Here is a 7,057-nt window from a genome sequence, read left to right on the forward strand (position 1 = left end):
AAGGGAGCTAGACCGGAATCAATTCGGCCTTTAAGAAAGTCTTTATGGCCTCCCTTGTTGTTTCCATCGGCCCGCTTGTGCGGCTGTTGGCCGCGGTCGGCGCCATCAGCAGCCTGATGCTTTTAGGTCTGATGAATCTCGTCCCGTGAAGCGAGCGGCAACACCGCTTTGAGCCAGTTCCCGATCGATGCCCTGTTGGAGCAGATCTGTTCTGTGGTGCGCCCAGGGCAAACGGTTCTGCTCCAGGCACCGCCTGGGGCGGGCAAGACCACACGGGTTCCCCTGGCGCTGATCGGAGCCCTGACGGAAGGCCATTGCATTCTTAAAGACCGTCAGAAAATCTGGATGATCGAGCCGCGGCGGCTGGCCACCAAAGCTGCCGCCGCCCGCCTTGCCGCGAGCCTCGGAGAAGAGATCGGTGCGCGCATCGGGTATGCCGTGCGCGGGGAACAGAAGCGTTCCGGGCGCACCCAGGTGGAGGTGATCACTGGCGGCCTCTTCCTGCGGCGCTTGCAGAGCGACCCCTCGCTGGATGGGGTGGGGTGCGTGATCTTTGATGAATTTCATGAGCGGGGGCGTGATGCGGACCTGTCCCTCGCCTTGCTGCGAGAGGCGAGGCCTCTGCTGAATCCCGATCTCGCCGTGATCTTGATGTCGGCCACGCTGGATCTATCCGATCTAAGGGAACGACTCCCCAAAGCGACGGTGCTGGAAAGCCCGGGCCGCTGTTACCCGGTGGAGACCCACCACCAACCACCACGGCCGGACGAACCCCTGCCAAAGCAGGTGTTACGCGCCATCGAGCAACACACCCTCGACCAACCGCAGGGGAGCGGTGTTCTTGTTTTCCTGCCGGGGCTAGCGGAGATTGAACGCTGCAGGCAGACCCTGACGGCCGCCCCTTCCCTGCAGAACTGGAAGATTCAGGCGCTGCATGGTCAACTGCCCTTGCAGCAGCAGAGTTCAGCCCTGCAGCGCTGCGAACCCAACCAGGACGGAAGCATCATCCTGGCCAGCGCCATTGCCGAGAGCTCCCTCACCATCGATGGAGTTCGCCTGGTGATTGACAGTGGCCTCAGCCGTCAACTGCGCTATGACCCCAACACCCGCATGGAGGGCCTGGAGACGGTGGTCTCCAGCCTGGCCAGTGCAGAGCAGCGCCGGGGCCGGGCAGGACGACAGTGTCCGGGCCGCTGCATCCGCCTCTGGTCGCCGGCAGAGCAACAACGACGCCCCCCCTTTCACCCCCCTGAACTGCTGCTGGCAGATCCCCAGCCGGTGCTGATGGAACTGGCCCAGTGGGGAGCTGGGCTAGGAGAAGAGTTGCCATGGTTGGACCCTCCCCCCGCAGCAGCCATGCAGGAGGGACAGCACGGCCTGCAACAACTCGGCCTGCTGGAGCACGACGGCCGCATCAGCGAGCGAGGACGGTTGATCGGCGGCCTGGGTGTTCACCCCCGTCTCGGAATGCTGCTGCTGGAAGCCCATGAACAGGGCGCCCCACAGCTGGGGTGTGATCTGGCGGCAATCCTCAGCGAACGGGATCCCTTCGATCGCCGCCAAATCGGCAGCGATCTCGAGGCCCGGCTCAACAACATCCAGCGCCATCCGTCCCTGCGAACGCTCAGCCAGCAACTCCGACGTCAACTGAAACGACTTGGCACCTCACACCAGGAGCGAGACGCTTCCGTCAATGCTGGCGATCTGATCCTGGCGGCCTTTCCGGAATGGCTGGCGCAACAGCGTCCAGACCAGACCGGTCGCTATCAGCTGCGTCAGGGCCGCGGAGCCACGCTGCTGCCCTGGGATCCGCTCCTGGGCAGTCCAGCCCTGGCCGTTGCCAGGGTCGACATGGGCGGCAGGGACACGCGGATCCAGATGGCAGTAGCCCTGAGCCAGAGCACTCTGCAGAGCATCGCTGAGCGGGACGGCCACTGGCAGGACGTGGCCAGCTGGGATCCTGACCGCCAGCGGGTCCGCGCCGAACGCCAGCTGAAACTGGGGGCGTTGGTGGTGCGCCACACGCCACAGCCTTCGCCAGCCCCAGCGCTCTGCCGAACTCTGCTGATTGAGCAGCTGAAGAAGAGTGCCAGCCTTGATGCCCTGCCATGGACAGACAGCTCCCATCAGCTGCGCCAAAGGCTGGCATTGATGCACCAAAAGGTTGGCGCCCCCTGGCCTGATCGCGATCTGACAACACTGCTGGAGCAGGCAGACACCTGGCTTGGTCCAAGCCTGGAAGGCTGCCTGGGCTGGAACGACATCAGCGTCACAGTTTTGGAAGAAGCACTTTGGGGCGATCTGAACTGGAGCTTCAGGCAACAACTGGATGGTCTGCTGCCGCGCCGCATCCCGATCCCCTCCGGCCGCCAGGCGGCACTCCTTTACACCGCCGATGAGGTCATCCTCGCCGTGAAATTGCAGGAGATGTTCGGATCTGACGACGGCCCCCACGTGCTGAATGGCCGCATCCCCATCACGCTGGAACTGCTCTCACCAGCCGGACGTCCCCTGCAACGCACACGCGACCTCAAAGGCTTCTGGCAAGGCAGCTACCAGGAGGTGCGCCGGGAGATGCGGGGGCGCTACCCCAAGCACCCCTGGCCCGACGATCCCCGCGAGGCGCTGCCGACGTCCCGGACCAAACGCAAGTCGGACGAAGGACGACCTTGAAAAATGTGCGGAAGAGCAATTGCGTAGCCCTTAGCACATGCAACAAAACTCCAACCTTTGTTACATTTGTAGAAACCACCTGGTTCACACCAATGTCCGACAACGCACGCTTCGGCTTCGTCAACTTCGCTGAGACCTGGAACGGTCGTCTGGCCATGCTGGGCATCGTGATCGGCCTCGGCACCGAGCTCCTGACCGGCCAGGGCATCCTGTCCCAGATCGGCCTCGGCTGATTCCGCGCCGCGGATTCACAAGACCCCTCGGCCTGCCGGGGGGTTTTTTGTTGTCTCTCCACCAGCCACCGCTGATGCAGCACAGTGGGAAGGATTCCACCGAGGCAATCGTTGGCACCGCTATACGTTCAGAACAGACGTGATGGATCAAGGCTGCTCAGCAGCGCCTTGGTGATCTGCACGATTGGTGCCACCCAAATCCACCAGCACTGGGGCGTTCTGCTGACCAGCATCTCGGCCGTTGTCTGCATTTACTGGGGTTACGCCTACAGCCGCCTTGAGCGTTGATCGTCTTCCGACCTATTCCGTTGCTGAGCTGAACACAGCCATCGGAAGCCTGCTGGAACGCGGCTTTGCGCCGCGTTTTTTGCTGGAGGCAACGGTCTCCCGCCCTCAACTCAAGAAGGGCCACCTCTGGCTCACGCTCACCGACGGCTCCGCCAGTATTTCCGGTGTGGTGTGGGCTTCGAAACTGGCGCAGTTGAGCTATCAGCCCAAGGACGGGGACGGCGTCACCGTTGTGGGCAAGCTCAATTTCTGGGCAGCGCGGGCCAGCCTTACGGTTCAGGCGCTGGACATCCGCCCCAGCCTCGGCACGGTGCTCCGCGACTTTGAACGGGTGCGTCAACTGCTGGAACAGCAAGGGGTGATCGACCCCAGCCGTCAGAGGCCGCTTCCGAGCCAACCCTCGTCCATCGCAGTGCTCACCAGCGTGCCCAGTTCCGCCCTGGCCGACATGCTCCGCACCGCGGCGGAACGCTGGCCCCTGACCCAACTGATCGTGGTGCCGATTCCTGTGCAGGGGTCCGTGGCCCCGACGATCATCAGCACCCTGAAGAACTTGGCCGAACGCTCCACCGAGCTGGGACTTCAAGCTTTGGTGCTCGCCCGCGGCGGTGGCAGCCGAGAAGACTTGGCAGTGTTCGACAACGAGGTCCTTTGCCGCCTCCTGGCGGACTACCCCATACCTGTCGTAACAGGCTTGGGCCATGAGGACGATCTCACCGTCGCCGACCTGGTGGCAGACCATCGCGCAGCCACACCAACGGCGGCGATCGTGGCACTGCTGCCCGACCGGGAAGCGGAACGCCAGGCACTTGTGCAAAGGCAAAGCCGATTGAGAGACGCACTGCTGGGAAGGATCCTTCGCGAGCGTCAGCGGCTTCAGGATCGAACCGTTGCGCTGCAGCAACAGTCTCCACTGGAGAAGATCAGGCGCTTACGCCAGGAGCTTGCCCAAAAGCACCAACTGCTCAAGGCGCTTTCACCGGAACGCTGGCTGAAACGCGGCTTAGCCCTGATCAGCAACGAAGCCGGCGAGTCCATCTCAGGCCTGGAATCCGTCAAGATCGGTGATCAGCTCAACATTCGAATGAGCGACGGAAGCCTTGAGGCCCGGGTCGATCAGATCCAGCGCAGTGAACCAAACACCACCTCCTGATGAGCAAGCGCCAAGTCAACAAAGAGCACCGTGATCGCATCGAAGCGTGGCGAAAGGATGCCGAAGGCCTGAGCTACGAAGAAGCCATGCAGGCTCTTGATCTACTGCTTGCTGAGCTGCAGAACGACAATGTTGCCTTGGCGGACTTGCAGCAAAAAGTTCTCCACGGCGAGGTTTATCTGAACCGTTGCCAGAAGCTGCTCGACAGCGTCGAACAGTCGATTATCGAACTCGATCCCACAACCCTCAAAGCCACAAACGATGCGTAAAGCCCTGCCTTGGATCTATCTGCTTCTGGCTGTGTTGGGAGCGATCCTTCCCTGGAAAGCCAACCTGGAGTTCATCGCTGAAGGGGGTGGACAGGCCTTTGATTTGGCGCGATTTATCGCCGATGCCAACAGCACAGCCGCCTCACGCTCCTTGAGCGCTGACCTGCTGGTGGGAGCCAGTGCCGTCACGCTATGGATCTGTGTGGAAGGCCCACGTCAAAAGATCAAAGGCTGGTGGCTGGCCATCCCCTTAAGTTTTGGCGTGGCCTTTGCCTGTGCTGCTCCGTTTTTCTTATTCCTGCGGGAACGACAGCTGCAGGCTCAAGAATCGGAATCCACGTCGTGAGCGACCACGTCAATGGTGAGATCACTGGCGGGAGTAGACGGGACTGCAGCACTGGCGGGATTGTCTCCTGCACTGGGATAGGGCGTTCCACAGACTGCACAAACTCCAGCCCCCTTCAGTCCGGTGGCACCGCAGGCGGTACAGCTGATCATCCTGGACTGCAAAAGCTTCCAACCAATCCAGCCCAGCCCCGAGAGGATCAAAGGAAGCGCGATTAGAGCCAGCAGCACACCACCGGCGAGATCAAGCAAGAGACGACCGGCAGCGGTTGGCACCAGCAGCAGCAAAACAACTGCAATCCACAACACTGCTGGTGGTCGATTCATTGGCTTCAACGGAGAGGGTCCGTTGAATCAGCTTCGCAGAATTGAATCAAAGTTCAAGACGTCACACTGTTCGGTTCCCCGAGCCGAGGTTTGGCAAGACGAACTGCAACCAATTCCACACTTAAACACTGGCCAAAATAAAGAATTACACCCACCAACCAGACCCAAAGCGTCAAAACCAAAACACTGCCAATTACGCCATAGGCCTGATAGCGATTGCCGAGGGAAACAATACTCAAACTCAAAATTTTATTAAGAAAAGCCAGACCAAATCCAATCAACAAGGAGCCCGGAATGAGAGGGATCGAGGGAACACGACGACTGGGCAACACCACCTGAAGCAGCCAGGCCATCAAGGACAAGATCAAGGCGGGCACAAGAATCCGCCCGAGGGGAAGAATTGGACTGGAGCGCACAAATCCCATCAAACCAGGAACAACCCCATCCAAAATGCCAAGAATCTCTTCTGGAAGCTGCCCTACGCTAAGCACCAACTGTTGAAAAACAATCAAAACAGATATCGCAAAAACAGTCAGAAAAGCCTCAATACGCGTTCTACAAAACTGCACAACTTGTTGCCACCAAGACAAACCAATTAATGGCTCCGGCAGAATCTCGGACCACAACCGATCAGCTCCACGCTGGAGCGTTAAATAGGCATTACTAGCTGTGAGGAGTAAAACAACAACGCCGAGAATTCCAGCCCCGAAGCCTTGATCGACCAAGCCACGCAAAGTTGAATCAACCAGACTGATTGCTGATGGCGGCAAGACCTGCGTCACGGAGGCCAGCACATTATCCACACTGTCCGTTTTGCCAAACACCCGTGCAGCGACAGACAACGCGATTAAAAGCAGCGGGAAGAACGACTGAAGAACGAAATAAGCAAACGCAGCACTTAAATCAACACATTCAGCGTTATTCCAACGCTGGCAGGCCTGCCATATCTGCCCACTTAAGCGTCGAAGAAGCGAACGTCTTGGCACAGATTGGCGCAAAAGACTACTAAAACCTTACAACAAAAAAGCCACCTCAAGATGAGGTGGCTTCTTCGCAGGTGGTGATGGTGACTGCTTCAGCAATCAGCGCATCATCAACCTATTAAGAGAATGTTTTACCTGGCATCGAGCTATTTTCTCAGGGGGCTACCCCCCAAATATCGTCGCCGCTGATGCGTTTCACAACCGAGTTCGGGATGGATCGGAGTGGGACCACACCGCCATGGACACCAGGATAGATAAACATTCTCAAGGGGTGAACCCTGAGAACTGCATAGGATCTGCAACTAACGCTGCACGTCTGAATCAACAAAGAAATGAGTCTTCAGGCAAGAACCAAAATGTTGGTCAAGCCCTCGGTCTATTAGTACTCCTCCGCTGCATCCATTACTGGACTTCCACGTAGAGCCTATCAACGGGTGTTCTTCCCGTGACCTTACTGGGTTACCCCATGGGAACACTCATCTTGAGGTGGGCTTCCCACTTAGATGCTTTCAGCGGTTATCCACTCCGCACATGGCTACCCAGCGTTTACCGTTGGCACGATAACTGGTACACCAGAGGTGCGTTCCTCCCGGTCCTCTCGTACTAGGGAGAAATCCTCTCAATGTTCCTACGCGTACACCGGATATGGACCGAACTGTCTCACGACGTTCTGAACCCAGCTCGCGTACCGCTTTAATGGGCGAACAGCCTGCTGGTGTTGCTGATTTGGCTTGCTTCGATCTCCTGGCGATTGTCGAAGCGACGTTGAGATCAACCAGGCGGTGC

The 7,057-nt window shown here is 58.9% G+C and carries 8 protein-coding genes and 2 rRNA genes; 6 read left to right on the forward strand and 4 right to left on the reverse strand.

The window, feature by feature from the left end:
- The first annotated feature begins 168 nt into the window (after positions 1-168).
- From hrpB to Q3Y53_RS09395, 6 genes are all read left to right on the forward strand, one after another.
- Positions 169-2,673, forward strand: coding sequence for an ATP-dependent helicase HrpB (gene hrpB, locus Q3Y53_RS09370; protein WP_303535314.1), 2,505 nt, complete (start codon positions 169-171; stop codon positions 2,671-2,673).
- A gap of 92 nt (positions 2,674-2,765) precedes the next feature.
- On the forward strand, positions 2,766-2,906 hold the full coding sequence (locus Q3Y53_RS09375; protein ID WP_011365253.1) for a chlorophyll a/b-binding protein: 141 nt from the start codon (positions 2,766-2,768) through the stop codon (positions 2,904-2,906).
- A 111-nt stretch (positions 2,907-3,017) separates the two neighbouring features.
- The gene (locus tag Q3Y53_RS09380) at positions 3,018-3,194 is read left to right on the forward strand and encodes a hypothetical protein (RefSeq protein ID WP_170950480.1); all 177 of its coding nucleotides are present in this window, start codon (positions 3,018-3,020) and stop codon (positions 3,192-3,194) included.
- Complete coding sequence (gene xseA, locus Q3Y53_RS09385; RefSeq protein WP_303535316.1) at positions 3,184-4,347, forward strand: exodeoxyribonuclease VII large subunit; 1,164 nt, start codon at positions 3,184-3,186, stop codon at positions 4,345-4,347. The genes Q3Y53_RS09380 and xseA overlap by 11 nt, the downstream gene beginning before the upstream one ends.
- Positions 4,347-4,616, forward strand: coding sequence for an exodeoxyribonuclease VII small subunit (gene xseB / locus Q3Y53_RS09390; RefSeq protein ID WP_303535318.1), 270 nt, complete (start codon positions 4,347-4,349; stop codon positions 4,614-4,616). Before xseA ends, xseB begins: the two co-directional genes overlap by 1 nt.
- Complete coding sequence (locus tag Q3Y53_RS09395; RefSeq protein WP_188021195.1) at positions 4,609-4,962, forward strand: DUF2834 domain-containing protein; 354 nt, start codon at positions 4,609-4,611, stop codon at positions 4,960-4,962. Before xseB ends, Q3Y53_RS09395 begins: the two co-directional genes overlap by 8 nt.
- Here the strand turns inward: Q3Y53_RS09395 and Q3Y53_RS09400 are convergent.
- From Q3Y53_RS09400 to Q3Y53_RS09415, 4 genes are all read right to left on the reverse strand, one after another.
- Entirely contained in the window at positions 4,938-5,288 is a 351-nt protein-coding gene (locus tag Q3Y53_RS09400) for a hypothetical protein (protein ID WP_226425047.1), read from the reverse strand. The two genes, Q3Y53_RS09395 and Q3Y53_RS09400, sit on opposite strands and share 25 nt — an antisense overlap.
- 53 nt (positions 5,289-5,341) lie before the next feature.
- Positions 5,342-6,274, reverse strand: coding sequence for a YihY/virulence factor BrkB family protein (locus Q3Y53_RS09405; RefSeq protein ID WP_303535323.1), 933 nt, complete (start codon positions 6,272-6,274; stop codon positions 5,342-5,344).
- Between the two features lie 130 nt (positions 6,275-6,404).
- Positions 6,405-6,521 (reverse strand): 5S ribosomal RNA (rrf, locus tag Q3Y53_RS09410).
- Between the two features lie 109 nt (positions 6,522-6,630).
- A 23S ribosomal RNA gene (locus Q3Y53_RS09415) occupies positions 6,631-7,057 on the reverse strand; the annotation flags it as partial.

The sequence above is a fragment of the Synechococcus sp. YX-04-1 genome, assembly GCF_030546365.1.
In the GTDB taxonomy this organism is placed as follows: domain Bacteria; phylum Cyanobacteriota; class Cyanobacteriia; order PCC-6307; family Cyanobiaceae; genus Parasynechococcus.

What these genes read in the sequence shown, in the direction of transcription:
- Q3Y53_RS09375 (WP_011365253.1), top strand. Translation starts at nt 2,766, where the DNA reads ATGTCCGACAACGCACGCTTCGGCTTCGTCAACTTCGCTGAGACCTGG.
- xseB (WP_303535318.1), top strand. Translation starts at nt 4,347, where the DNA reads ATGAGCAAGCGCCAAGTCAACAAAGAGCACCGTGATCGCATCGAAGCG.
- Q3Y53_RS09395 (WP_188021195.1), top strand. Translation starts at nt 4,609, where the DNA reads ATGCGTAAAGCCCTGCCTTGGATCTATCTGCTTCTGGCTGTGTTGGGA.
- Q3Y53_RS09400 (WP_226425047.1), bottom strand. Translation starts at nt 5,288, where the DNA reads ATGAATCGACCACCAGCAGTGTTGTGGATTGCAGTTGTTTTGCTGCTG.